Here is a 24,288-nt window from a genome sequence, read left to right as displayed (position 1 = left end):
AAAATAAGGTGTGAAAAATTTTTATTTTGATGAACAAATATAAAGATTAGAAACATAAATTTTTTATATAGTTTTGCTTTATGCAATTTTCTGAAGTTTTAGGCCAAAAACACATCAAAAATCACCTTACAACAAGTGTTGATAAAGGCAGAATTGCACATGCTCAATTATTTGTAGGTCCAGAAGGGTCTGGGACGCTTCCAATGGCATTGGCTTATGCTCAATATATACTTTGCGGCAATAAAAATGGAGAGAATACAGACGGAAATGCCTATTGTAACATAAAGTTTAAGAATTTTTCGCATCCAGATCTTCATTTTGCATTTCCGGTTACAACAAGTGATAAGGTGAAAAGCAAACCCGTTTCTAATTTTTATCTAGAAGAATGGCGACAACTTTTGGATCAACAACCTTACGGAAATCTATTTGATTGGTATAAATTACTTGGTGTAGATAATAAACAAGGGCAAATTGGTGTGGATGAGGCCTTAGAAATTGTAAAATCTTTATCTCTTAAATCTTACGAAGGTGGCTATAAGATAATGTTGATATGGATGGCCGAAAAAATGAATACTCCATCTGCTAATAAGCTACTGAAGCTAATTGAAGAGCCGCCAGAAAAGACAATCTTTATCCTTATTGCAGAAGATGAAGAGCAAATTATTAATACGATACGTTCACGGTGTCAGGTTTTACATTTTCCACCATTGGCTGAAGATGTTATTGCACAAGCATTAGTTAAAAACTATCATATTGAACAATCCGTAGCTACTAAAATTGCGCATCAGGCTAATGGCAATTACAACAAAGCTTGTGATTTAATTTATCAAGACAGTGAGGATATTCAGTTTGAAAAATGGTTTGTGATTTGGGTACGCTCTGCTTTTAAGGCAAAAGGAAATAAAAGTGCCATTCGCGATTTAATGTCTTGGTCTGAGGAAATTGCTAAGACTGGGCGCGAAACTCAGAAGAAGTTCTTAGCCTTTTGTTTGAATTATTTTAGACAAGCATTACTTTTAAATTATAAAGCAAGCGAGTTGGTTTATTTAGAACCTAAATCTGAAAGTTTTAAACTTGAAAAATTTGCGCCTTTTGTTCACGATTCTAATATTTTAGAAATCTCCGATGAATTACAAGATGCTATTTATCATATTGAGCGCAATGGTAATTCTAAGATTATTCTTACAGATTTATCTATAAAACTTACAAGATTGTTGCATAAAAAAAGCCAAGCATAAAGAGCTTGGCTTGTAAATAAATGGTAATTTAATTATTATTTATCTTCTTCCTTTTCAGTTGTTTCAGTTGCATCTTCTTTTGAATCTTTGCCATTGTAATCATCATTGATAGCTTTGGTTACTGCTTCAGAAATATCTTTTTCTTCTTTTCCGAACATAACGCTACCAGCAGCATTTTTACCTAAAATGAATGTATAACCGTTCTTTTCACCATAGCCTTCGACAAATTTATTGACACTTTTAATTACTGAATCCATTTCTTTACTAAATGCCTGTTCCATTTGTTGCTGCTCGTATTGTAATTGTTGCTGAATAAGTTGCCATTTTTGGCTGAACTGCTGTGAACCTTCTTGCTGCTTTTTTTGTGACAGACTACTTAATTTTAATTGTGTCTGTTGAGCATCTAGTTGATAAGCTTGTCCAATACTATCCGTTTTTCTTTTGTAAGCTTCATCTTGTTTCTTGAATTTAGCCTCCATATCAATTTTCATTTGGTAATCTTCAATTACCTGACCATTATCTACAAAAGCAATTTTTTGCTGTTCTTGGCAAGATGCCGCTAAAACTAAAACCAATAGACTTAAAATTATTTTCTTCATTTTATATTTCAATTTAATTTTTGCAAATGTATAAAACTTAGGTTGTGTTTCTCTCAATTTTTTTGGTATTGATGTTTTCTATAGAAACACTTACTACGTATTATTGTTTTCTATAGAAAAAGACATTAAATAAAGCCTTTTAAGCGCACTTAAATTTTTTCTGTTGTCTTAGGTGTTTAGACTCACAATTTAAAAACAGAGTTCTTTATATTACGTATTATCATTTCTTAAGACATATATATGAGACGAATACTCTTTGGAGCGTTTTGCTCTTTGGTTAGATCTAAATCCAATCCAAAATGCTTTAATAGGATTCATGAATCCAGATTTGTATTTTTCAGAAAGTAAGCTCACATAATAAGCATCAAATTTCATTGGTAAAACACTTACCAATTTTAAATTTTTCTTTTTAAATAATTCTGAAATTGAGGTTTTAGAAAAATGCCAAAGGTGTCTTGGCGCATCGTAAGCTGCCCAATAATTTTTATAATATTTAGCATCATAACTTTTAAAATTGGGAACTGCAATTACCAAAGTTCCGTTTGGTTTTAACAGATGCTTAAACAATGCTGTGTGCATTTCTAAATTTGGCAAATGCTCAAGGACATGCCACAGTGTGATCACATCAAAACTTTGAGCTTGTAGTTTTGATAAATATTCTATTTCAAAAACCGAGTTGCTGGTTTTAGAATTTGCAATTTGTCTTGCTTTTTCATTGGGCTCAATTCCAATAATATTCCAATTAGCTTTTAAAGCAGTTTGTAAAAAGTCGCCTGTACCACATCCTATATCTAAGAGGTTTTTGGTTTCCGAGCTGAATGAGTTGATTAATTTCAATTTTCTTTTTAAAGAAATTTCTCTCACGGTGTGATAAACATATTCAAGTAAATTTCGTTTCGTGTCAGTGTGCGAAATGTAGTCTTCGCTTTTATAATAATCTGAAAGTTTTTCTCCTTCTGGATGCGGATATGTTTCTAGCATATCTAATTCCTTATTATGTAATAATTGAAATTCTTCTCCTGAAACAGAATGGTCTTTTACAATTAGATGTTTTGGTTTATTACTCATACAAATAGATTCTGAATAGGGTTCAGAATGAAAAAGGCATTAAATATAGCATCGTTGTTCCACGTGGAACATTGAGATTTATCTCCCCAAATAAACCAGCAATACTGAAACATCGTTAGGCGAAACACCGCTAATTCGAGAGGCCTGAGAAATAGTAACCGGTTTAATTTCGGTTAATTTCAGCCTAGCCTCCATGCTCATTGATTTTAACTTATGGTAATCGAAATCAATAGGGATTTTTAAATTTTCAAGCCGATTTAATTTATCCGCATTGTTCTTTTCTTTCTCAATATACCCAGCATACTTTACCTGAATTTCAGTTTGCTCTATGACTTCCGAATCCAATTCATTTACCTGAATATAATTTTCAACAGCTTTAAATTTACGAACATCTTCGGTTGTAATATTAGGTCTTGCAAACAACTTAAACATCTTGTCTTGTTGCTTTACAGGAGACGAATTCTTAGATTCTAAAACTGGATTTGCCTCTTCTGGTTTTACACTAGTATCCTTAAAAAACTGTACAAAAGCATCAGACTTAGATTGTTTTTCTTCCATCCGTCTTAGGCGCTTTTCTGAAGCTAGACCTATTTCATATCCTTTTGGTGTTAGTCTAAAATCAGCATTATCTTGCCTTAACAAAGTTCTGTATTCTGCGCGAGACGTGAACATTCTGTACGGCTCCTCCGTTCCCTTAGTGATTAGATCATCAATCAAAACACCTATATAAGCTTCGTCTCTTTGTAGTGTGAAAGCTTCTTTTTCTTGAACCTGTAAACTTGCATTTATACCCGCCATGAGCCCTTGAGATGCAGCTTCTTCATAACCTGTTGTTCCGTTAATCTGGCCAGCAAAAAATAAACCATCCACCAACTTAGTTTCCAGTGTATGCTTTAATTGCGTTGGCGGAAAATAATCATATTCTATAGCATAACCCGGTCTAAAGAATTTTACGTTTTCAAAACCAACAACAGAACGCAATGCCTTAAACTGAACATCCTCTGGTAACGATGTCGAGAACCCATTAACATAAACCTCAACAGTATTCCAACCTTCAGGTTCAACAAATAATTGATGTCTGTCCTTGTCGGCAAAACGATTAATCTTGTCTTCAATGGAGGGACAATATCTCGGTCCAACACTTTTAATCCTACCATTAAACATTGGTGAACGATCAAAACCTTCTCTTAGTAAATCATGAACCTCTTCACTAGTATAAGTCATGTGACAAGACCGCTGCTCTTTAAGTACACTTGTAGTGTCTAAATATGAAAACTTTTCTGGATTAGCATCTCCTGGCTGTTCAATCATTTTAGAATAATCTAATGACCTCCCATCAACTCTTGGAGGTGTTCCGGTTTTCATTCTTCCAGAATCGAAACCAAGATTTACTAGTTGTTCTGTTATTCCGGTTGCTGCTCTTTCACCAGCTCTTCCTCCACCAAAATTTTTATCACCTATGTGAATTAAGCCATTCAAAAATGTTCCATTGGTTAGCACAACCGTTTTTGCTTTAACCTTAATTCCTAGTGACGTTTTTACTCCAACAACTTTATCGTTTTCAACAATTAGACCCGAAACCATTTCTTGATAGAAATCAAGATTTGGTGTTCCCTCTAAAAGCAATCTCCAGTCTTCAGCGAAACGCATTCTATCGGATTGCACCCTTGGACTCCACATCGCAGGTCCTTTTGATTTGTTGAGCATTTTAAATTGAATAGCAGATGTATCTGAAACTATTCCGCTATAACCACCAAGTGCATCAATCTCTCTTACAATTTGACCCTTGGCAATTCCACCCATAGCCGGATTGCAAGACATCTGTGCAATGTTCTGAAGGTTCATTGTAATTAACAATGTTTTGCTCCCCATATTTGCAGCTGCTGCTGCAGCCTCGCTTCCTGCATGACCAGCACCTACAACAATAACATCATAAACATCATTAAACATAATTCGATTTTCTTTTGTTCCACGTGGAACAATTTAGGTTTTAAAATTTTCAGTCCGCAAAGATACGTTGAAATGATGATATTCTCTAACGCTTGGCTAAGTGGTAATCTTCTTTAGAGCGCATAAGCAATTCGTCGTCTTTGGATTTGTCTTTATAACCACAGTAATGCAATACTCCGTGAATCATAACTCTTGCAATTTCGTCTTCGAATACGACCTCAAAATCCTGTGCATTTTCCTTTACGCGATCCACTGAAATATAAATATCGCCATGTAGTTCTTTTCCTACCGAATAATCGAAACTAATAATATCGGTTAAAGTGTCGTGATCTAAAAAATCCACATTAAGTTTATGCAAATAATCATCCGAACAAAAGATGTAACTGATCTCGCCCTCTTTGCAATTTTCTTCTATAATGGTTTTTGAAATCCAATTTGAAAACTGTGCTTCGTTTTCTAAAATAAAATCGATTTCGTAATTAAAACTAATCATTGTTTTTTTTGAAATACTCCTGAATCTTTTTCTTGAAATGATTCTGCAAAGGTAGTGCTTGACGATTTAATATTTCTGTAGTATTAAAATATTGCTTAGCCGTTGGTATTTGACTTTGATTCGTCTGATTAAAATTCTTTTTATTCGTCTGAGATTTACGCTTGGTGTCTTGGCCCTGCATAAAAGTTGCATTTTCTAATTTTAATAATTGATGTTGTACATCCATCATTTTTTGAAGTGTTTGATTGGTAAAACCCGAGTTTAATAAATCAAGCTCAATCTCTTCCATCTGTTTAATTAGTTGTCCAGCAGATTCAATCTTTCCATCTTTAGCTAAACGGTCTTCTAACGCTTGCCGTAATTGTTGTTGCTGTTGATAAATTTTAAACAATTCACCATTCTGCTCTTCACTTCCACCTTCTCCATAACCATCATTTTTTTCACCTTCTCCGTCAGATCCATTACCTCCATTTTTACCATTCTTTCCTCCCTTGCCTTCCTTTCCATTCTTGCCTTGTTCTCCTCCTTGATTCCCTTCTCCGTTCTGGCTTCCATTCTCACCGCTTTGTCCTCCTTCTCCATCTTTTCCTTGTTGTTGACCACTTTTTCCGTTCTGTCCGCTTTGTCCTTCTTTGCCAGATTGCCCTTGTTCACCAGGTTTTTTCCCTTCACCCTCTTTACCACTTTCGCCTTCTTCACCTGGTTTTTCTCCCTCACCAGACTTCTCTCCTTCTTTACCTTGTTCGCTCTTCTTAACCCCTTCTTCCATTTGTTTATTAAGTTCTTCCTGGCTCATAATAATATCTGGAAGTTGTTCTCCGCCTTCACCGCCTTGACCTGAAGATGGGTTCATAGACATTTCCATATTATCTAGCACATCACTCAAAAAACTCGCTAATTCATTACTGGCTGTAATCGCATATTGCTGTGAAGACACACCTTGATATAATCTGTTTTCTGTTAGTTGGCTAAGCGCCTTGTCTATGTTAAAATAAACATCTGTGATTTGTGAATTTACCTTTTCTGAAATTTTAGGCTGTCTAAGCGATAAGGAAAATAAGCTATCGTCTATATGCTCAAAGTGTTCCCTAAGATTACTTTGCTCAATAATATACTTTCCGTATTTATTATTATTAATGTCAATATCATCAAATATATTCATAAGAGCCTCTTGGTCAAATGAATACAGCAATAGGTTTTCCAAAATCTGTCTTAGCGAATCTATATCTTCAGCAGTTTGGTTTCCACTACCTCCGCCTCCGGACATCTTCTTCATCATCTCGCTCATTTGCTTCATCTTCTTAGCAGCTTTCTTTTGATTTTTCTTAGCTTTTTGCTCTTGTTCTTTTGCTTCCTGTGGTTTCTGTTCTCCTTCATTTTCTTCCTTCTTCTCTAATGCTTCCTTTGCTTCTTTTTGATCAAATTTAATTTCGTCCTCTAGAAACTTATCTGTCGGAACCTTCGTTGGTTTCTGAAGCTTTCTGTCATCACTTCTTAATTCCTCTATATCCTTTTGAAGCTTTTCAAAATCCTTATTTAATTTTTCTTGAGCTTCTTTTGTGTTTTCTTTTCCCTTTTCAGATTGCTTTTCTTGTTCTTCTGATAAGTCCCCTAGTTGCTTCGAAATCTTTTCAGCTTTCTTCATCACATAAAAACGCTTGGTCAACTCTAAGAGCTGCTTCATGCTGCGCTTCTTATTTTTGTTTTGCTTAGCTAATTCTTCGAGTTTTTGTGTAAACTCTTCTTTGTTGATTTTGTCTTTTAACTCCTCAAGCTCTTTTAAAAGTTTCTCGTCTTTTTTAAGCTGCTCTTCGTTTTCTTTTAAACGTTCTTTTAAATCTTCTTTAAATTGGTCATCTTTCTTTTCGTCCTTTTGAAATTCTTCCAAATTTTCTTGAAGTTTTTTGTTGAAATTTTTCATCAATTGCTCCTGATTCTTTTGGCGTTTTAGAAAATCTTCAAACTTCTTTTTATCATTAAAATTAAGCTGTTCTTTTTCCTTCTGTGTTTTAGAGAATTCTTCAAGCTTCTTATCTTGTTCTTGAAGCTTGTCAAAAGTTTTACTAATATCTTTTATGGTTTCATTCTGTTCATTGAGTTGTTTCTGTTCTTCCTCTTCCTTAGTGCGTTTGCGGTAACTGAAAACAGAACTTTTAGTGCGTTTATAATTGTGAAGCGCATCATTATCAAAGACCTCAAAATACAATTCATAACTTACTCCTTCTTCCAGGTTCAACTGATTGGGAAATGCACTTACAAATTCACTAAAATTAGATTTAGAAATAGGTATTGGCTCAACCACCTTTTTAGATTCATCTTCAGAAGGGTAATATACTAATTGAAGCTTGCTCAAGCCATAATCGTCACTGGCTTGACCATAGAAATATAGGCTTTGGTTGTCTATTGAATCTTTTTGAACCTTAATACTTAATTCTGGATAAATATCTCTAACCACATTGATGTTGTATGCCAAATTCTCATAATCCCTTAAGTTTTTATTGCTAGTGGTAATGCTGTAATTGTAATTCTTATACAATCGCTTTGAAGCTTCAAAATTATCTGCTTCACTACGTATAAAACTTAGGGTGTCTTCAGCATAAATATGAACTCCTGTTGTAGATTTTGTTTTGGCTCTCCATGTCACTTTTGTGCCTTCTGGAATCACAGCAGAACCCGTACTTTTTAAAACCTCATCTTGTTTTTTAGTGTGTGATGGATAATCTAAAACCATTTCAAAATTCACAAGATTAGGTGTGTTAACAACTTCTAAAACGTACGGCTTAGATACGACATCGTTTGCTGATAGCGTAAACTCAACCGGCTCTTTCGGAAGGCTAAATGTATATTGGAATTCGCCAGGCGCTAATTGCTGTAAAAAGTAAGATTGACCATTAAATTTAATCTGAGCATTATCAGGAATCACATCTCCAATTGTAGAAACGTTTAACTTAAAGTCTTTGTTTTCAATTGCTTGAAGTGATTCGTTAACTACAAAAAATTGAAATGGCGCAGGTGGTTCATATGCTGTTTGATAATTTACTACACGTTCATAGCTATCGCTAAACCAGTTTATTTTCCCTGTTAAAACCGATAACAAAATAATTGCAATCGGAATTGCTGCGTATTTTAAGTATTTAGTGTTTGATTTAAAGTTTATTGCCGATTTAAAAGGAATTGGTTGCAGTTCTTGTGACTTCTGCTCTATGCTGGCAATCAATAAATCGGATTGCACCGAATTTTGGTTCAGCTGCAGCACATTTAAAAGTTTATCATTAACTTCTGGAAAATGATTACCTATTAATTTAGAGGCGGTTTCATAGTTAATTCCCTTTCTGAGTTTAAATAAGTGTGCCAACGGAATTGCTACAAACTTTATAAATAAACCGATTTCTACCGCAATAAATGTCCAAAACAAAATTGTTCGTGCGGTTGGGTTGAGCCAAAGCATATATTCCACAAAAAGTGTTACAATAAGATATAATAAGCCAATGGCAAAAAATAAGATGGCCCCTTTTAGTAGTTCATTGGTATAATACCGTTTAATAAACTGTTCTAATTTGCTTTTTATGGTTTCGAAATTGCTCATATACTATTCTAACTGACTAATCTACAATTTTATTTTAATAGCTATTTTGTAAAATGTGGTAAGATTCTGTTAATTTAGAAGTTTTGAGTGTTAAATTGGGCTCAAATTATTAAAAGATTCCTGTTTTCATAGGAATGAAAAAGAAATTTTCGATGAAAGACCAAAGTGTCTTGTGGTTATCCTGCCTCAATGGTTTTGGCTATGATTCCGCCGTTATGGATTGAAATTATGAATAAGCGCGTTCCAAAAACTATGATTGTAGATTAGTTTCTAATATGAATTCTATTTTCTTTGTTCTCAATCCTTATCAAACTATCTTTGCATCTTAATTTACGATTATGTCTAAAAACGTACGCGTGCGCTTTGCGCCAAGTCCAACTGGACCTTTACATATTGGTGGAGTAAGAACCGCTTTATTTAACTATTTGTTTGCGAAAAAGCATGGTGGTGATTTTGTGCTTCGAATTGAAGATACCGATCAAAACCGCTATGTTGAACGCGCTGAAGACTATATTGTAAACTCCTTGAATTGGTGTGGAATTCCCTTTGACGAAGGGCCTGGAAAGAACGAAAAATTTGGTCCCTACAAACAAAGCGAGCGTAAACATTTATACAAGCAATATGCAGATCAGTTAATTGATTCTGGAAATGCGTATTACGCTTTTGATACTTCTGAACAACTCAATGCTCACAGAAAAGGGCATGAAGCTGAAGGTAAAACCTTTATTTACAATTGGCATAATCGTGAAAAAGGGCGTTTGGTAAACTCTTTAATACTTACAGAAGCAGAAACACAAGCAAAAATAGAAGCTGGCGAACATTATGTAGTGCGTTTTAAGTCACCACAAGATGAAACTTTACATTTAAAGGATATTATCCGTGGTGATATTTCTATTGACACCAATGTACTTGACGATAAAATCTTATTTAAAAGTGATGGTATGCCAACTTATCACTTAGCCAATATTGTTGATGACCACTTAATGGAAATTACGCATGTAATTCGTGGCGAGGAATGGTTACCCTCTTTGGCATTACACCAACTTTTATATGATGCTTTTGGCTGGGAAGCACCAGAATTTGCACATTTACCATTGATTCTTAAGCCAACAGGAAAAGGAAAATTAAGTAAACGTGACGGAGATAAATTAGGCTTTCCTGTTTTTCCATTAGAATATACTGCGCCAGACGGAACCGTTTCTAGAGGCTACAAAGAAGATGGCTATTTCCCTGAGGCTGTGGTTAATTTCTTAGCCTTTTTAGGTTGGAATCCTGGAACAGAACAGGAAATATTTAGTTTAGAGGAATTAGTTAAAGATTTTGATTTAGTGAGAGTAAATAAGGCTGGTGCAAGATTTGATCCGGATAAAACCAAATGGTTTAATCATCACTACATGCAACAACAGTTGGACATAGGTTTAGCTGAAAAATTTAAATCATCACAACCAGAATTAGCTGAAATAGATATAAACTACATTGCTTTAGTGGTCGGTTTAATTAAAGAGCGCGCCACTTTTGTTAGTGACTTCTGGAACTTGAGTCATTTCTTTTTTACAGCACCTACAAATTATGATGAAAAAGCAGCTAAAAAAGCCTGGAAAGACAACACAGACAACCTAATGAATGAGTTGGTTGTTGTAATTCAAAAAACCGAAGCTGATTCTGCAGAAACCTTAAGAACTTCTATAAAAGAATGGATTACATTTAAGGAAATTGGTTTTGGTAAGGTAATGATGCCTTTGCGTCTAGCTTTGGTTGGTGCATTGCAAGGGCCAGACGTCTTTGATATTATGTTTATGATCGGAAAAGACGAAAGTATAAAGCGTATAGAAATTGCCGTCAATTCATTTTAGAAGGTAATAATAGCCGTAAAGGCCATTAATGATTGGTTCCCTTTAAACTTATCGTTATTTCCAACATTTAGATCTTGGTCATTTAATTTGCCCAAAATATTTGTAAAACCATAAATGTATTGTGCTCGGAGCTTTAATCTTCTTAACCCTAAAGACAAACCAACGGCTCCATTAGCATTAAAATTAGAAATTTCTCTTATATCTTCAGTTAATAGGTTATCATAACCTGTAATTATATAGCCCTCTTTAGAATCATCTTTAAGCTCTAATCCACTGTTATATTGCAACATTGGACCAGCGTCTAGTGTCAAATTATTTCCAAGTAATTTTATATGAAACAAAAATGCAATATTTGCTGTAAGCATTTTATATTCCACAAATTCGTTAGTTAGGCTCCCAAGAGATGCGGCGTTAATATCAACATGGTTTTGAGATAATTGAATATTGTAACTCACATTATACCATCTGTGCGGAATATCTACTGAAGCTGCCATTCCTCCAATAAAACCAGAATTACTTTTAGTTTCAAAATTATCAGTAGTGATGTCAAATAGTGTAATTCCACCTTGAAGACCAATACCGTTTTTTATATTATAGTTTTTATGCTGAGTGTAACCAATTGTAACAAAACTTATACATATAGCTACGAATAGGAAGTGTTTTGTGTTTTTCATGCGATTTTAGAGCTGATTACAACAAACCTAAGTAAAATAATTTAATATTACTTACTTTTAGTGTTTTGTAATATTTAACTTTAAAAAAACGTGTTATGGGTCAATTTATTCTAGTTCCAATTATATTTTTTGGATTAATCATTTTAATCTCATCATTTTTTGTGGTGAAACAACAAACTGCTGCCATTATAGAGCGCTTTGGTAGATTCCAGAGTATTAGACATTCTGGATTACAATTAAAAATTCCACTCGTAGACCGTATTGCTGGTAAACTAACTTTAAAAATTCAACAATTAGACGTTATCATTGAAACCAAGACTTTGGATGATGTTTTTGTAAAGTTAAAGGTCTCTGTTCAGTATAAAGTAATTAGAGAGAAAGTATATGAGGCCTTTTATAAGTTAGATTATCCGCATGATCAAATTACATCTTTTGTTTTTGACGTTGTTAGAGCTGAAGTTCCTAAAATGAAATTAGATGATGTTTTTGTTAAAAAGGATGATATTGCTATCGCCGTAAAAAGAGAGTTACAAGAATATATGTCTGAGTACGGTTATGACATCATTAAAACCTTAGTAACAGATATTGATCCGGATGCTCAAGTAAAGGCAGCAATGAACAGAATTAATGCTGCTGATAGAGAAAAAACAGCTGCTCAATTTGAGGGTGATGCACAGCGTATTTTAATAGTTGAAAGAGCTAAGGCTGAAGCAGAAAGTAAGCGTCTACAAGGGCAAGGTATTGCTGACCAGAGAAGAGAAATTGCTCGTGGTTTAGAGGAATCTGTTGAAGTATTGAACAAGGTTGGTATCAACTCTCAAGAAGCCTCTGCACTGATTGTTGTGACACAACATTATGATACTTTACAGTCTATTGGACAAGAGACCAATAGTAATCTAATATTATTACCTAACTCACCTCAAGCAGGTAGTCAAATGCTTAATGATATGGTTGCAAGTTTTACTGCTAGCAACCAAATTGGAGAAGCAATGAAGAACGCTAAAAACAATAAAAAAGATGAATAGATTAAAAAAAATAATGCTTGTAGTATTACTAGTATCAAGTGCAAGTGTGTTTTCTCAAAATAAAGAAGATGCTTTAAGTGATGCACAAATTACGTCTAAGGCAACCTTGGAAATGGATTTTAAAACCGTTTTAAAACATACACTTCCAAAAGTAGTGGACATGATGGGCGGAGAGGACGCTGCGCTTACCTTGCTTGAAAGTACTTTTGACACTATGAAAGCTCAGGGTTTTAAATTTGAGAAAGCTGATATTATAAGTGTTTCAGAAATTGTTGAAGAACAGGGTCAATACCGCTGTGTAATTGAGGGCTATAACCAAATGAAAATGGCTAATCAGCGTATTAAATCTAAAAGTTATCTTTTAGGTATTTACAATGAAACTGATGGTTTTTGGTGGTTTTTAGAGGCGAAACAGCTTAAAAACAAAGCGATGCTAGATATGGTTCTTCCTGAATTTAAAACCAGTCTAGATATACCTGACGATGATGTTGAAGTAGAACAAATTGAAGATTAAAAAAAAGCCTGAGTATAAAACTCAGGCTTTTTTTAATTGTGTTTATTTTTTAAACCCATCCACAAACAATAGCACCCATAATCGTTAAGGTTAACGTCCAGTAGCCAACATTTATTAAAATATATTTCCAGGATCTACGTTCAAACAGACCGTTCATTCCAAATAATGGTAGAACAAAAAATATCCCTGCCATCGCGCCATGTATAGCTCCATGACCAAAAGATCTATGCGCATTTCCATAATCTGCCATAAATGCTCCATAAGATGGTAAGGCTTTTTCAACTTCAGCACCAACCATTCCTAATGCTCCCATTTGATGAATTACCAAAAACTGAGTAAAGAATGAAAGTAAAATAGCAAGGAGTAGTGACACACCAAAAATAACGGCCATATTTCCACCTTTTATTTTCTCTTCCGTCATACCCGCTTCTCTCATCCATGCGTTACCGAAAAGTATAGGATTATACCACAAAAATCCGAGTGCTGTTGGCACAAGCGCAGCAACTAAAACTGCTAAAAAATTAATTTCCATATGATTTGATTTATTGGTTAGTATAATACAATGTACAAAAAAACCTCTAAGTCGACTTTTTAGAGGTTTCAGTTTATTTATAATATAACCCGTTATAACAGATCATTTAGCGTCAATTATTCTGCCCAATATTCAAAGCTTCAGCAACCAATAATTCATTTTTATCGTCTTTTGCCTTATCAATAAAATTATTAATAGCATCATTTCGATCTAAGCCATTTTTAAGCAATATTTTCAATGCAATCAATACGGCGATACGAGTACCTGATTTTTTTACAGCTGTACCAAACAGAGGTTCTAGTTCTTCATATGTGACATTTTTAGCTAGTTCTTGTATCTCTGCTTTTACTTTTATTTGTTTTTCTTCAGGTAGGTTGGTGTACTTTTTACCAAGTTGCTGAATTACACTTAGTGCAGATCTCTGTTGCTGTGGCTTGGGTTTATTATTGTTTTGTGATTTGGGTTTCTGCTTTGCCCAACTATCTCTTAAACCAACTGTTTTATTAAATACTAGTTTGTCAGGTTTAGAATCATCGTCTACATTAAAGTAACCTATACGCTGAAATTGAAACTGCTCACCCACCTCAACGTCTGCTAAACTTGGCTCTAAAAATCCTTTTTTAATGGTTAAAGAATTTGGGTTTATAAACTCCATAAAATCTTTGTCTGCATGACCATCTGGTGATTCATCACTAAATAAACGATCGTATTCTCTTATTTCTGCAGTGATGGCATGTTTAACTGATACCCAGTGCAAAGTTCCCTTTACTCTTTTTGATGTATCAGTATCATAAGTACAGTGTATTTCTGTTATTTCTCCTTTATCATTTTTTACAACGTCATTTGCTTTAATGATATAGGCATTTTTTAATCGAACTTCTCCGCCTAGTTTTAGCCTAAAAAACTTTTTTCCAGCCTCCTCTCTAAAGTCCTCTTTCTCAATGTAAATTTCTCTAGAGAATGGTACTTTTCTATATCCCGCAGATTCATCTTCTTGATTATTTTCTGCTTCTAACCACTCTTCCTTACCTTCAGGGTAATTAGTAATAACCACTTTTACAGGATTTAACACAGCCATAACTCTATTTGCTGTTTTATTTAAATCTTCACGAATACAAAATTCTAAAAGCGAAACATCAATTATATTTTCGCGCTTAGCAACACCAACTTTTTCTATGAATTTTCGAATAGAATTCGGTGTATAGCCTCTACGACGCAAACCCGAAATTGTTGGCATCCGCGGATCGTCCCATCCTGAAACTACACCTTCTTCGACCAAACGTAATAACTTACGCTTGCTCATTATTGTATAACTAAGGTTTAGACGTGCAAATTCACGCTGTTTTGGTGGTAAAGGGTATTTATCCTTGCTGTATTCGTAAACATGGTCTCTGAACCAATTATAAAGTTTTCTGTGTGGCTTAAATTCAAGAGAACATAAGGAGTGTGAGATTTGTTCGAGATAATCACTTTCGCCATGGGTCCAATCATACATTGGGTAAATACACCAATCATCTCCTGTTCTGTGATGATGTGCATGTAAAATACGGTACATAATTGGATCTCGCATCAACATGTTTGGGTCTTCCATATCAATTTTGGCGCGAAGAACGTGTGTACCGGCTTCAAATTCCCCAGCTTTCATACGTTGAAATAAGTCTAAATTTTCATCAACACTTCTATTTCTAAAAGGACTATTTGCACCAACTTGTGTCGGAGTTCCTTTTTGCTCTGCCATAGCTTCAGAAGATTGGCTATCTACGTATGCTTTGCCATCTTTTATCATTTTAACGGCCCAATCGTATAACTTTTGAAAATAATCTGAAGAATATAATTCATTTTCCCATTGATAACCTAACCAAGCGATATCGCGCTTTATTGCATCTACGTACTCTTGTTCCTCCTTGATGGGATTGGTGTCATCAAAACGAAGATTTACAGGTGCATTATACTTCTCTCCTAGACCAAAACTAATACCAATAGCTTTTGTGTGACCAATATGTAAATAACCATTTGGTTCTGGTGGAAAACGAAAACGAAGCTTATCTTTTGCTAAGCCATTTTCTATATCTTCTTCTATGATATGCTCAATAAAGTTGAGTGATTTTGTTTCTTCTGACATATTATTAAAATAGGCAACAAAGTTATTAAATATTAGTGTAATATATTTGCTTAAAATTAAATGCTTTGGGAGTCATAAAAGTTAAAAATATACGTGTGTTTGCACATCATGGTTGTTTAAAAGAAGAAACGGCAATTGGTAGTGATTATAGAGTAGATTTAGAGATTAAAGCCGATTTAAGTGCTTCTGCTGAATCCGATAATCTTGGAGACACGGTGGATTATGTTTTTTTAAATAAAGTGGTTAGAGAAGAAATGCTGAGACCTTCAAAATTACTTGAAACTGTTGCGCAGCGCATACTGAACAGAATTTTCAACGAAGATAAATTAGTCTCTAAAGCTGTTGTTGCTGTTAGTAAAATTAATCCTCCTATTGGTGGTGATGTTGAAATGGTGACTATTAAACTCTCTCAAAAGCGAAAAAGCATTAGTAACTAGTGTAAAAAGCTAAATATTTATATATTTGCCCTCTCGATAAGGTGTCGTGGCCGAGTGGCTAGGCAGTGGTCTGCAACACCATCTACAGCGGTTCGAATCCGCTCGACACCTCTAAAAACCTTCAACAGATGTTGAAGGTTTTTTACTTTAAATTTTAGAAAAATTTAGAGTAATGTGTATGCGGTTCGAATCCGCTCGAAATCTCTAGAATAAAAAAGACATTAAAAAGTGTCTCTTTTATATTTAAAATCATCAAAATATTCGTTCAATTACAAAATAATCTATGACTAGAATTAGGCATAACGTTAATGTTCCTAACACAAATAGTAGAGAATCATAAGGCCAATGTTGTATTTTAAAAAGCAAACCAAATAGAAACGTGGTCAATCCAATTACTAGTAGAATGTAGTACATCACTCTTACTAACCCTTTTTTCTTAAATTTTCTATTCTTAAAATAGGTAAAACCTTCTTCTGCATACCACCATATAAACAAAATAATTAAACAAACTTCTATGACGTAAGGGATATTATAAAGGTGGAAAACATTTATAAAATAACTAAACACCCATATTATTACTAAAGCTAATTTTACATAGTCCAATCTTAATTTTGGCTTCTTGTTAAAAAATCGGATTAGATAGATTACACCAATAGCGATACTTCCAAGGAACATTAATTCTCTAGAATACGGCCAATGCATAATTTTAAACAACGCTCCAATAATTAAAATAACAAGAGCTAATCTTATTGGAAGAGTTAATATTTTCTTACTTAATTCTTTCAAATAACCCTTAATCTAATGGATTTTATAAGCTCTCTAGATGTTCTACAAACTTTTTAACCGTTAAAGGGGATTCAACTTTAACTTTATTATTTTTCCTATATTTTTTAATCTCTTTTTTATTGTCTGTATAAACTTTTTTGAACTGGTTTACGGTTTTTATTCTTGTGAGTGTATCATCTTTTTTTATTAAGTATTCTATATCTAAGGTTACTTTATAAAGCTTTGGAAGCTCCAAGTTATAAAGATTACCCTGATTTCTTATTGCGGTTAGAGCTCCAGAAGAAGATGTTTGTGAAGAACTACCATAACCATTTCTTCCTTCAGTAGATGTTGATAAATTACAGTTATATTCTACATATAATTCGACATCGGATTTTAATAAAAGTTCATAAAACTTATCATCTTTTCTAAAAAACTTTTTGTTAGCTACATAAACTGTATCTATTTGAGCAATTACTGCTGTAGAAAGCGCCAACACTTCATCATCTTTTTTTAAGGCAAAATTATCAGCAAGAGCATTATAATTTAAAACACCCGTTTGCTTTGAACCATCTTTCATTAGAATAGATCCAGGTGTAAACTCGCTTAAAACATAATGTTTTGATTGAGCTGATTCATCTTGCGAATAACCAGAATAAACTAACGTAATAAATACAATAATACTTATGTGAAATTTCATAATATCTAGTTTAAAAGTTAAAAAAATTAATCTAATGGGTTTACTTTATCAATTTGTTGTTTACTCTTTTCATATAACTCAGGAAATAACCCTTGAGTAAGCAGAATAATACCAAAACCAAGGATGACCAATGCTACAATCTTTTTAGTTTTAAAAATACGTCTTGGAGTAAGTTTACTTCTTAAACGCTTGGCTGCGGCAATTTTAAAAATATCAGTTACCAAATATGAAATTAACATGGTAGTAATAAAAATAACATCACCGTTCTCTGAAGTTGTAATTGAAGTACCAATAACAATAAATCCTAGCCAGCCTAAAAGTACACCAATGTTGATAAAATTCAGTAAAAAACCCTTTATAAAAAGTTTGCCGTAGTCTTTTTTTGGAAGCTCAATTCTATGATGTTCTCTTAAGATAGATCTGAAAGATTTTGAGGTTTTAATGAAACTTATAAGTCCATAAATAACTAGTAAAACACCACCAAAAACTAACAGTTTAGGATCATCCTTTATTTTATCTAGAAGTGTATCGGTACTTTTAAAAATTACTAAAATGAAAACGATATCAGCTAGGATTACTCCTAAGTCAAAAACAAAAGCACTTGTAAAACCTTTTGTTACACTGGTCTCTAATAGCACAAAAAAAACAGGACCTATAGTGAAGGCTAATATTATTCCAAAAGGAATGGCTGTTAAGATATCATCAAACATGTAAACTCAAGGTTTACACAAATGTAATAAATCCAAATAAGAATTTACTGATGTGTTAGATAGCAACTTTTACTGCAGTTCCTGTTACAGAAACAATAGGATAGTTGCTAGTTGTAAACTCTACCTCTACTTTAATTCCTACAACTGCGTTAGCTTTAAGTTTTGAGGCATTATCTCTTAAATTCTGAAATGCTTCTTCTTTTATAGTTTCTATACTGTTCTGTATTTTATTATAATACTTAGATACACTAAATCCCATAGCTAAAGTCTCTTTATTGATAGCTACTCCTGTTACGATACCTAAGTAGTCTATTATTTTATAACCTTCTATTGAGTTTGTTGTGGTTAGAATCATTATGAATTTATTTTGATACGAATTTCACTAATTTTCACCAATTATTCAAGATTGTAAACTGAAAACTGTGACTGTTAACTTATTTTGGTTTACCAACCATATAAAAATCGAGATGTTTTTTCACGAGATCAGTGTTTTTTACTTTAACCACGACCTCATCTCCAAGTTGATAAACTATACCAGAATTTCTTCCAACCATAGCGTATTGATCTTGATCAAACTGATAATGATCATCCTTCATATCCCTTACACTCACCATACCTTCACATTTGTTGGAAATTATTTCTACATAAATTCCCCAATCTGTTACACCTGAAATCACTCCTTTAAACTCTTCATCTTGATGATCTTGCATAAAACGAATTTGCATGTACTTTATAGAATCACGCTCTGCTTTGGTGGCAAGGTATTCCATGTTACTACTGTGCTTACATTTATCTTCGTAAACATCTTCGTTAGCAGATTTTTCACCATCTAGATACTGTTGTAGTAAACGATGCGCCATCACATCTGGATAACGACGAATAGGTGAAGTAAAGTGACTATAATAATCGAAAGCTAATCCGTAATGTCCAATATTATGAGTCGTATATTCTGCTTTAGACATTGTTCTAATCGTTAGTGTATCCACTAGATTCTGTTCTTTCTTTCCTACAACATCTTTAAGTAAATTATTTAAAGATGATGCAATACTTCCTTTGTCTCTAAAATTTAGTTTATGCCCAAAACGACTCACCACATTTTGTAACTGTGCTAGCTTTGACTCATCTGGTTCGTCATGTACACGATATACAAATGTTTTTTGTGGTTTTTGTTTTCCAACAAATTCAGATACTTTTCGGTTAGCTAATAACATAAATTCTTCAATTAATTTATTAGCATCTTTACTAGTTTTAAAGAACACTCCAACTGGATTTGCTTCCTCGTCTAAATTGAATTTTACCTCAACCTTATCAAAAGAAATTGCTCCTTCTCGCATACGCTGTGAACGCATTTTTTTGGCTAATTCATCTAGTTTTAAAATAGCATCTGCAATAGCTTGGTCTGTTTTATAAGTTTTACCAGTTAATGAGACTTCTTGTGGGATTTCATTAGTTTTAGATTCTATAACAGCTTGTGCTTCTTCGTAAGCAAAACGGGCGTCAGAATAAGTTACTGTTCTACCAAACCATTCGTTTTTAATTTCACATTTATCATTCATCTGAAATACCGCAGAGAAGGTATACTTTTCTTCATGTGGTCGTAATGAACAAGCACCATTAGATAAACGTTCCGGTAACATTGGTACCACTCGATCTACTAAATAAATCGAGGTTGCACGTTCATAAGCTTCATCATCTAAAACCGTTCCTGGTATAACGTAGTGAGATACATCTGCAATATGGATTCCGACTTCATATAAGCCATTATCCAATACTGTAAACGATAAGGCATCATCAAAATCTTTAGCATCTTTAGGATCTATAGTAAAGGTTAAATCTTTACGCATATCGCGACGCTTTGCGATTTCTTCAGGTTTAATAGAAATATCTAGGTTATTAGCATAAGCTTCTACCTCGTGAGGAAATTCTAATGGTAAACCATACTCTGCCATAATAGAATTAATCTCAGTACTATGTTCTCCGGGTTTTCCTAGAACCTCTATAACTTTTCCATAAGGAGAATCCGCTTTTTCTGGCCAATCGGTAAGTGATACCAATACCTTATCACCATCTTCTGCTTTTTTAGTTTTATTTATAGGTACAAAAATGTCTTTATACATCTTAGAGCTATCGGCTACTACAAAAGCAAAGTTCTTTTTATCTTGAATTTGAATGGTGCCAACATATTCACTTTTAGCACGTTTTATAATATTAGTAATTTCTCCTTCTTGTTTTCCTCTTCGTTTACGTCTATAAGCGTAGAATTCTACTTCATCACCATCTAAAGCTTTGTTTATATTATTTGATGCAATAAATACATCTTCTTCAAATTCATCTGAAATGATATAACCATTTCCTTTAGAGGCTAGATCTAAAATACCTGTGTGATATTCTGTATTAACTATGGCTTTAAATTTACCACGTTCTACTTCTTCTATCTCTTGCTTAGCTTTAAGTTGCTGAAGTTTCTTTATAATCTGATTGCGGCTACTAGCGTCATTAACGCCGAGTTTAGCAGCAATTTGTTTATAGTTAAAGGATTTGTTTCTCTCTTTTTTTAAAATACTTAAGATTGTATTTGTAAGGTTGGAAATCTTATTTTTTGATGATTTCCTTTTTTTCTTTCTTGTCATTTAATTTTGTAATCATATTCTTTTCCTAAAAGTGTTAGGAATTCTTCATTTTAAACTTAATATAGGTGGAAGTGAAGTTATTAAGTTTATGCAAAGCTACGGTTTAATTATTTAATAGTGTTTAGTAACCGTTAAATAAATGGAAAAGTACTGTAAAATTTTTATACTTTTTATAAAAAAAGTCTTAGTTAAATGGAACTACAAAGATTATTTAAACCAAAGTTATTTCTTGATTATCTTTTTAAAGGTTTCAGTATTACCAGACTTTATTTTTAAAATATAAATACCTGATGATAACGAAGACATATTAATTTTATCTGAGTTTATAACCGTTACTTTCTTTCCCTGAAAGTTGAGTATTTCAATTCTATCGATTGAATTTTTACTCTTTATAAATAGAATGTTATTCACAGGGTTTGGATATATTTCTAAACTAAATCTTTCAACATCAACTATCCCTAAATTTGTACAATCATTACTGTACATAGCTCCAATATCTTTATTCGGCCAATTAGTATTACTATAATCTTCATCATCTACTTCTATACATGTCAAATTTGGATTATTAGTTGCATTAAAAAGTGTCACATTAGTATTATTACCATTTTTAATATTTAAATTACTTAGATTAGGATTATCAGCACAATATAGTTGGTCTAAACTAGTATTAGCACTAAGATCTAAACTACCTATATTAGTGTTTTGACAATACAATCTCGTTAGAGCTATATTAGTACTAAGGTTTAAACTAGTTAGGTTAGTAGTATTACAATCTAAATAATTTAAAGCCGTATTGGTACTTACATCTATTGCACTAATATTAGTTTCATTAATAAATAAAATTCCTAAGTCTGTATTATTACTGATATCTAAATTTGTTAAATTAGAGTTTCCATTACACGATAATTGTTGTAATAAAATTAAGTTGCTTATATCTAAACTACTAATACTAGTATAACTTGTATGTAGCTGTAATAAAGCTGTATTATTTGCAATGTTTAAAGCATTGAGATTAGGATTATTAGCACAATTTAATATAGTTAATGCATTGAAGTCTTCAATACCAGTTAAATCTTGAATATTCTTATTACTAACATTTAATTGGGTAACCGAATTAATACTAGAAGTATCAACATAATCATCTAAGACCGTATCATAACCTAAATCAATTAGTGCTTGTTCAAAATTATTATCTGGTACATAAGTTTGAGCATTTAAATTTAAATTTATAAAAATTAGTAATAATAAGGTAAATGGAAGTATGTTTTTCATGCTAAAGGAAATTGTAAGACGAATTTATTAGTATCTTATTTAATTGAAGCTTTTATTCGTTTAAAGAATGAAAAATAACGTTATCAACACATATATACATATTATCATTTTTCTTTTAAAATTTAAAAAATAAAATGGTGGTTATTATAGTCTGTTAATAGTTGCTATAACTTTTTTAGGTTTTGTTTTGATAAGTAACTTATCATATTTACTTAATAGGTAGTTAACATTAAATTTATTTCTAACTACTTCATTTTAAAAGGTATTTAAAATTATATACACAGTTGTTAATATCTGTTGTTAATAGAAACTACTCATATGTTTTTTATAAAACAGTGTTCATTTCCTCTATAAGAGTTATTAATAACTCACTCGAAAAAAATAGCTAACTAATTAGGTTATTTCAACAGTGTTTTGGTTTGTAAAAAATATTAGATAAACCTAATTTTAGTTTTAAAGACTTGTAAACAGTTATTAACAAGTACTCATCATTTTTAGTTCTACTTATGAACAGAGATTATAAATGCTTATAAAAAACAAAGTTTGTAAACTTAAAACTTATGGATAAGTAAGCGGTTATAAGTTATACATACTTATACGTAATTATTAACTTTGTAATAAGTATAATTAAACAGATTGCCGCGCTTTGCTCGCAATGACACTAAAATTAGATTATGAAAATCTCAATAGGAAACGATCACGCAGGACCAGATTATAAAACTGCTATTGTAAAACATTTAGAAGCTAAAGGACACACCATTACTAATTATGGTACAGATACTTTAGATAGTGTAGATTACCCAGATTTTGTACACCCTGTTGCTAAAGATGTTAATAATAATAAAGTAGATTTAGGTATTTTAATTTGTGGTAGTGCAAATGGTGTTGCTATGACTGCAAATAAATACCAAAATGTTAGAGCTGGCGTTTGTTGGACGAGTGAAATCACAGAATTAACGCGTCTTCATAATAATGCAAATATTATTTGTATTCCAGCACGTTTTACGTCTATACCACAAGCCATAAAAATGGTGGATACGTTTTTAGAAACTGAGTTTGAAGGAGGCCGTCATCAAAACCGTGTGGATAAGATTCCGGTATCATGTTAGATTCAATCTGTTATCTCGAGTGTAGTCGAGAGGATTATTAAGTAAAATATATGAATAAGGTCTCGACTACGCTCGATCAGACAGGGATTTAAAAAAATGGGTCATTCGCATAATCATAATCACTCCCATTCTCACGATCTAAATGGTCGAAATCTTTTAATCTCCATACTTTTAAATATTGCTATTACAGCTGCTCAAGTTATAGGTGGTTTAATATCTGGTAGTTTAGCTTTACTTAGTGATGCACTTCATAATTTTAGTGATGTTATATCTTTAATTATCAGTTATATAGCTAATAAATTAGTAAAACAAAAGGCATCTTTACGTCGTACTTTTGGTTATAAACGTGCTGAGATTTTAGCAGCTTTTATTAATGCATCTACTTTAATTATTGTTGCTATACTTCTTATTATTGAAGCTGTAGAACGTTTTAAAGATCCGCAAGAAATAGAATCTAATTTAGTGATTTGGCTATCTGTAATCGCGATATTAGGAAATGGTTTCAGTGTTTTATTATTAAAGCAAAATGCTGAAGATAATATGAATATGAAAAGCGCCTATCTTCATTTACTTACTGATATGATGGCAAGTGTGGCTGTTTTGATTGGTGGTTTATTAATGAAGTTTTATCAGATATGGTGGATAGATAGTGTACTGACTTTTGCAATAGCAATTTATCTCATATGGATGGGTTTTGATTTACTAAAAGAGTCCACAAAAGTATTGATGTTGTTTACACCAGACGATATTCCTGTTGATGAAATTGTAAAAGAAATAAATAACATTAAAGCCATTAAAAATGTACATCATATACATGTTTGGCAATTAAATGAAGCTGAAATTCATTTTGAAGCACATGTAGATTTTGAAACAGATATTACGCTTTCAGAATTTGACACTATCTTAAACGAAATAGAAGAACTTCTTTATCATAAATTTGAAATTAACCATATAAATATTCAACCAGAATTTGGTAAGTGTGATGCTAAAGATGTAATAGTACAAGATTAA

21 protein-coding genes and 1 tRNA gene are annotated in these 24,288 nt (G+C 32.7%); 8 read left to right on the top strand and 14 right to left on the bottom strand.

What is annotated here, in order from left to right; genetic code table 11:
- Positions 1–80: 80 nt before the first annotated feature.
- Positions 81–1,238, top strand: a complete 1,158-nt coding sequence (locus SJY34_RS11475; RefSeq protein WP_400075769.1) for an ATP-binding protein — start codon at positions 81–83, stop codon at positions 1,236–1,238.
- A 35-nt stretch (positions 1,239–1,273) separates the two neighbouring features.
- Here the strand turns inward: SJY34_RS11475 and SJY34_RS11470 are convergent, their stop codons facing one another.
- The 5 genes from SJY34_RS11470 to SJY34_RS11450 form a co-directional block, all read right to left on the bottom strand.
- Complete coding sequence (locus tag SJY34_RS11470) at positions 1,274–1,837, bottom strand: OmpH family outer membrane protein (protein WP_400075767.1); 564 nt, start codon at positions 1,835–1,837, stop codon at positions 1,274–1,276.
- A 210-nt stretch (positions 1,838–2,047) separates the two neighbouring features.
- Positions 2,048–2,905 (bottom strand): class I SAM-dependent methyltransferase, encoded by an 858-nt coding sequence (locus tag SJY34_RS11465; RefSeq protein WP_400075765.1) that lies wholly within the window; start codon positions 2,903–2,905, stop codon positions 2,048–2,050.
- A gap of 78 nt (positions 2,906–2,983) precedes the next feature.
- Positions 2,984–4,855, bottom strand: a complete 1,872-nt coding sequence (gene mnmG, locus SJY34_RS11460) for a tRNA uridine-5-carboxymethylaminomethyl(34) synthesis enzyme MnmG (protein WP_400075763.1) — start codon at positions 4,853–4,855, stop codon at positions 2,984–2,986.
- 85 nt (positions 4,856–4,940) lie between these two features.
- Complete coding sequence (gene ybeY, locus SJY34_RS11455; RefSeq protein WP_400075761.1) at positions 4,941–5,348, bottom strand: rRNA maturation RNase YbeY; 408 nt, start codon at positions 5,346–5,348, stop codon at positions 4,941–4,943.
- A complete protein-coding gene (locus tag SJY34_RS11450; protein WP_400075759.1) occupies positions 5,341–8,934 on the bottom strand; it encodes a DUF4175 family protein in 3,594 nt (1,197 codons plus the stop codon). The genes ybeY and SJY34_RS11450 overlap by 8 nt, the downstream gene beginning before the upstream one ends.
- Before the next feature lie 338 nt (positions 8,935–9,272).
- On the opposite strand from SJY34_RS11450, the gene gltX reads away from it, so the two are divergent.
- Positions 9,273–10,787, top strand: a complete 1,515-nt coding sequence (gltX, locus tag SJY34_RS11445; protein WP_400075757.1) for a glutamate--tRNA ligase — start codon at positions 9,273–9,275, stop codon at positions 10,785–10,787.
- On the opposite strand, the gene SJY34_RS11440 is transcribed toward gltX, so the two are convergent.
- Positions 10,784–11,461, bottom strand: a complete 678-nt coding sequence (locus SJY34_RS11440) for a hypothetical protein (RefSeq protein ID WP_400075755.1) — start codon at positions 11,459–11,461, stop codon at positions 10,784–10,786. The genes gltX and SJY34_RS11440 overlap by 4 nt on opposite strands.
- Positions 11,462–11,556: 95 nt before the next feature.
- Here SJY34_RS11440 and SJY34_RS11435 point away from each other — a divergent pair, with 95 nt between their 5' ends.
- Entirely contained in the window at positions 11,557–12,486 is a 930-nt protein-coding gene (locus SJY34_RS11435; protein ID WP_400075753.1) for an SPFH domain-containing protein, read from the top strand.
- Positions 12,479–13,000 carry a hypothetical protein gene (locus SJY34_RS11430; protein ID WP_400075751.1) on the top strand — a complete coding sequence of 174 codons (522 nt, stop codon included), beginning with the start codon at positions 12,479–12,481 and terminating at the stop codon, positions 12,998–13,000. Before SJY34_RS11435 ends, SJY34_RS11430 begins: the two co-directional genes overlap by 8 nt.
- Positions 13,001–13,049: 49 nt before the next feature.
- On the opposite strand, the gene SJY34_RS11425 is transcribed toward SJY34_RS11430, so the two are convergent.
- Both SJY34_RS11425 and SJY34_RS11420 read right to left on the bottom strand, forming a co-directional pair.
- A complete protein-coding gene (locus tag SJY34_RS11425) occupies positions 13,050–13,532 on the bottom strand; it encodes a DUF1761 domain-containing protein (RefSeq protein WP_400075750.1) in 483 nt (160 codons plus the stop codon).
- A gap of 112 nt (positions 13,533–13,644) precedes the next feature.
- Positions 13,645–15,654: a glutamine--tRNA ligase/YqeY domain fusion protein gene (locus tag SJY34_RS11420; protein ID WP_400075748.1), complete on the bottom strand. Its 2,010-nt coding sequence runs from the start codon at positions 15,652–15,654 to the stop codon at positions 13,645–13,647.
- 65 nt (positions 15,655–15,719) lie between these two features.
- Between SJY34_RS11420 and folB the strand changes: the two genes are divergently transcribed.
- Together folB and SJY34_RS11410 are read left to right on the top strand one after the other, a co-directional pair.
- Complete coding sequence (gene folB / locus SJY34_RS11415) at positions 15,720–16,091, top strand: dihydroneopterin aldolase (RefSeq protein WP_400075746.1); 372 nt, start codon at positions 15,720–15,722, stop codon at positions 16,089–16,091.
- Positions 16,092–16,131: 40 nt separating this feature from the next.
- Positions 16,132–16,202: transfer RNA gene (locus SJY34_RS11410), tRNA-Cys, on the top strand.
- 141 nt (positions 16,203–16,343) lie between these two features.
- On the opposite strand, the gene SJY34_RS11405 is transcribed toward SJY34_RS11410, so the two are convergent.
- The 6 genes from SJY34_RS11405 to SJY34_RS11380 all read right to left on the bottom strand — a co-directional run bounded on the left by SJY34_RS11405 (position 16,344) and on the right by SJY34_RS11380 (position 22,168).
- Positions 16,344–16,877, bottom strand: coding sequence for a GldL-related protein (locus tag SJY34_RS11405; protein ID WP_400075744.1), 534 nt, complete (start codon positions 16,875–16,877; stop codon positions 16,344–16,346).
- Positions 16,878–16,899: 22 nt separating this feature from the next.
- Positions 16,900–17,556, bottom strand: a complete 657-nt coding sequence (locus SJY34_RS11400) for a hypothetical protein (protein WP_400075742.1) — start codon at positions 17,554–17,556, stop codon at positions 16,900–16,902.
- 26 nt (positions 17,557–17,582) lie between these two features.
- On the bottom strand, positions 17,583–18,266 hold the full coding sequence (locus tag SJY34_RS11395; protein ID WP_400075740.1) for a LysE family translocator: 684 nt from the start codon (positions 18,264–18,266) through the stop codon (positions 17,583–17,585).
- A 55-nt stretch (positions 18,267–18,321) separates the two neighbouring features.
- Complete coding sequence (locus tag SJY34_RS11390; protein ID WP_400075738.1) at positions 18,322–18,621, bottom strand: YbjQ family protein; 300 nt, start codon at positions 18,619–18,621, stop codon at positions 18,322–18,324.
- Between the two features lie 79 nt (positions 18,622–18,700).
- The gene (gene rnr / locus SJY34_RS11385) at positions 18,701–20,896 is read right to left on the bottom strand and encodes a ribonuclease R (RefSeq protein WP_400075736.1); all 2,196 of its coding nucleotides are present in this window, start codon (positions 20,894–20,896) and stop codon (positions 18,701–18,703) included.
- Between the two features lie 222 nt (positions 20,897–21,118).
- On the bottom strand, positions 21,119–22,168 hold the full coding sequence (locus SJY34_RS11380; protein ID WP_400075735.1) for a T9SS type A sorting domain-containing protein: 1,050 nt from the start codon (positions 22,166–22,168) through the stop codon (positions 21,119–21,121).
- Between the two features lie 674 nt (positions 22,169–22,842).
- Here SJY34_RS11380 and rpiB point away from each other — a divergent pair.
- Together rpiB and SJY34_RS11370 are read left to right on the top strand one after the other, a co-directional pair.
- Entirely contained in the window at positions 22,843–23,277 is a 435-nt protein-coding gene (gene rpiB / locus SJY34_RS11375; protein ID WP_400075733.1) for a ribose 5-phosphate isomerase B, read from the top strand.
- A 96-nt stretch (positions 23,278–23,373) separates the two neighbouring features.
- Positions 23,374–24,288, top strand: a complete 915-nt coding sequence (locus tag SJY34_RS11370; protein ID WP_400075731.1) for a cation diffusion facilitator family transporter — start codon at positions 23,374–23,376, stop codon at positions 24,286–24,288.

It is taken from the genome of Winogradskyella sp. R77965, assembly GCF_044594915.1.
Taxonomy (GTDB): domain Bacteria; phylum Bacteroidota; class Bacteroidia; order Flavobacteriales; family Flavobacteriaceae; genus Winogradskyella.
The sequence above is the reverse complement of the archived record's forward strand: the minus strand, read 5'-3'. Positions and strand labels throughout refer to the sequence as shown.

Coding starts and splice junctions, on each gene's coding strand:
- gltX (WP_400075757.1), top strand. CDS start 9,273: ATGTCTAAAAACGTACGCGTGCGCTTTGCGCCAAGTCCAACTGGACCT.
- SJY34_RS11435 (WP_400075753.1), top strand. CDS start 11,557: ATGGGTCAATTTATTCTAGTTCCAATTATATTTTTTGGATTAATCATT.
- mnmG (WP_400075763.1), bottom strand. CDS start 4,855: ATGTTTAATGATGTTTATGATGTTATTGTTGTAGGTGCTGGTCATGCA.
- SJY34_RS11370 (WP_400075731.1), top strand. CDS start 23,374: ATGGGTCATTCGCATAATCATAATCACTCCCATTCTCACGATCTAAAT.
- SJY34_RS11425 (WP_400075750.1), bottom strand. CDS start 13,532: ATGGAAATTAATTTTTTAGCAGTTTTAGTTGCTGCGCTTGTGCCAACA.
- SJY34_RS11440 (WP_400075755.1), bottom strand. CDS start 11,461: ATGAAAAACACAAAACACTTCCTATTCGTAGCTATATGTATAAGTTTT.
- SJY34_RS11395 (WP_400075740.1), bottom strand. CDS start 18,266: ATGTTTGATGATATCTTAACAGCCATTCCTTTTGGAATAATATTAGCC.
- ybeY (WP_400075761.1), bottom strand. CDS start 5,348: ATGATTAGTTTTAATTACGAAATCGATTTTATTTTAGAAAACGAAGCA.
- SJY34_RS11420 (WP_400075748.1), bottom strand. CDS start 15,654: ATGTCAGAAGAAACAAAATCACTCAACTTTATTGAGCATATCATAGAA.
- SJY34_RS11465 (WP_400075765.1), bottom strand. CDS start 2,905: ATGAGTAATAAACCAAAACATCTAATTGTAAAAGACCATTCTGTTTCA.
- SJY34_RS11475 (WP_400075769.1), top strand. CDS start 81: ATGCAATTTTCTGAAGTTTTAGGCCAAAAACACATCAAAAATCACCTT.
- SJY34_RS11470 (WP_400075767.1), bottom strand. CDS start 1,837: ATGAAGAAAATAATTTTAAGTCTATTGGTTTTAGTTTTAGCGGCATCT.
- SJY34_RS11450 (WP_400075759.1), bottom strand. CDS start 8,934: ATGAGCAATTTCGAAACCATAAAAAGCAAATTAGAACAGTTTATTAAA.
- rpiB (WP_400075733.1), top strand. CDS start 22,843: ATGAAAATCTCAATAGGAAACGATCACGCAGGACCAGATTATAAAACT.
- rnr (WP_400075736.1), bottom strand. CDS start 20,896: ATGACAAGAAAGAAAAAAAGGAAATCATCAAAAAATAAGATTTCCAAC.
- SJY34_RS11400 (WP_400075742.1), bottom strand. CDS start 17,556: ATGAAATTTCACATAAGTATTATTGTATTTATTACGTTAGTTTATTCT.
- SJY34_RS11390 (WP_400075738.1), bottom strand. CDS start 18,621: ATGATTCTAACCACAACAAACTCAATAGAAGGTTATAAAATAATAGAC.
- SJY34_RS11430 (WP_400075751.1), top strand. CDS start 12,479: ATGAATAGATTAAAAAAAATAATGCTTGTAGTATTACTAGTATCAAGT.
- SJY34_RS11380 (WP_400075735.1), bottom strand. CDS start 22,168: ATGAAAAACATACTTCCATTTACCTTATTATTACTAATTTTTATAAAT.